This window comes from Arthrobacter sp. HMWF013, assembly GCF_003061105.1.
Taxonomy (GTDB): domain Bacteria; phylum Actinomycetota; class Actinomycetes; order Actinomycetales; family Micrococcaceae; genus Arthrobacter.
The window spans coordinates 4,440-6,045 of sequence record NZ_QAIQ01000727.1; the positions used below are offsets into that span (position 1 = coordinate 4,440).

General features: G+C 65.8%; 1 protein-coding gene and 1 pseudogene. One reads left to right on the forward strand and one right to left on the reverse strand.

The window, feature by feature from the left end:
* Positions 1-576, forward strand: a pseudogene (locus DBR22_RS25135) (hypothetical protein); the annotation flags it as partial.
* 21 nt (positions 577-597) lie between these two features.
* On the opposite strand, the gene DBR22_RS23345 reads toward DBR22_RS25135, so the two are convergent.
* Positions 598-1,590, reverse strand: coding sequence for a hypothetical protein (locus tag DBR22_RS23345; protein WP_181365310.1), 993 nt, complete (start codon positions 1,588-1,590; stop codon positions 598-600).
* Between the last annotated feature and the right edge of the window lie 16 nt (positions 1,591-1,606).

The window sequence follows — 1,606 nt, forward strand, 5'->3', positions numbered from 1 at the left end:
CGCCGCTTCGATCCCGCCACCAAGGCAGTATCCACGCTCGCGCGGGGACTGGCTGAGCCGTCGGACGTCATTGTGGACCACACCCAGGCTGCCGGCGCCGAGCCGCTGCTGATTGTGGTGGAGGCCAACAAGCACCAGCTCGTGTACGTGCCCATCCCCAAGGAAGCGCAGCAGGTGGACGAGGGAGCGGCCCAGACCCACCGGCCCAAGAGCCCGATTGCCCCCGGCCTGCTGGAACTGACGGTCCGTTTCACCGCACCCACAGGCCAGAAGCTGGACGACCGCTGGGGCGATCCCACCCAGCTGAAGATCTCCTCCACGCCGCACGAGCTTCTCGTGGCCGGCGGAGGGACCTCCGTTGGGCTGCTCCGCACTCTGGAGCTCGCCTCGGACATCCCGGAAGGCGTTCTGCACATCACCGCCCGCGCCGCTGCCTGCGACGGCCCGGAGACCCAGGACGGCGAGATCCCGGACCACGCCGCCTGCCACCTCTACCAGCAGGACTGGGGCATCCCCGTGCTCATGACCAACGACGGCGACACCGAGCTGGTGCTGGACCTGCGCGGAATGGACTGACCACTCCGGCCGAACGCGGCGCTAGTAGCTCAGCAGCGGGGTGACCTTGATGGTGTCGCCGGCGACGTCCAGGCGGGTAGTGAAGCTGAAGTCCACCTCTTCGTTGAGGGGGAACCAGGCGCCCGTGAAGGAACTCTGCTGGACGGCCTCCACCTTGGCCTTGCCGTCGAGGGGAGCCACCACCCAGCGTCCGTCGAACGGCTCGATGGAGATCGAAGGGTACTCCGTGATGCTCCACTTGATGGTGCCGTCGTCCACATTGTTGGTGCTGGCGAAGTAGAAGGGGCAGTCCGGCTGCAGCTTTTGCTGTTTGACCGCCTCGGCAGCGCAGGCATCGAGGAACTCGTTCACTTTCGCGCCGACGTCCTTCCGCAGTTGCTCGGTGGCCTCAGTCAGCAGGTTCAGCGGGGCAGCCGGGACGTCGCGGGAGGTAACGGTGGCGCGGGTGGCCGGGGCAGCAAAATATTCGCCGTTCAGGGACGCTTCATATTCACCCGGGTAGAACACCGCAAACGAATTCCGGCCGCCGGGCATGTTCACCGGAACGCCGTTAAGGTTGGCTTCGCTGGCGTTCACTACGGTGGCACTGACCGTGGGCAGCTGCGATGGAACAAACGCCCACGTGCTGAAGAACAGCCATTCGGTGCCGGTCTTCTCCAGGATGAACTCGGTGCGGAGCCGGCTGCCGTCGATCGTATATTGGACCGGCACCATCACCTGGTTCGCCGCCCGTTCTTCCGGATCCCCGATGGTCACATTCGCCAGCCGGGAGGCGGCCGTCTGCAGGGCAGTTCCGTCCAGCATTGCCGCGTTAGCGGGAGGTACGGTGGCACGCAGGAGGCCCAGCGCCTTGCCGCCGTCACCCGCGCCCAAGGCGTCCAGATACTCCCGGACGGGCTGCTGGGGACTCGCCACGGTATTGTTCACCACGTTGATGCCAAGGATGGCGGCAGCCACAGCAAGCATGAGGCCAAGCAGCCACCCGGCCGCTATCCTCACCAACGCTTGACTCATCTGCATTTCCCTTACG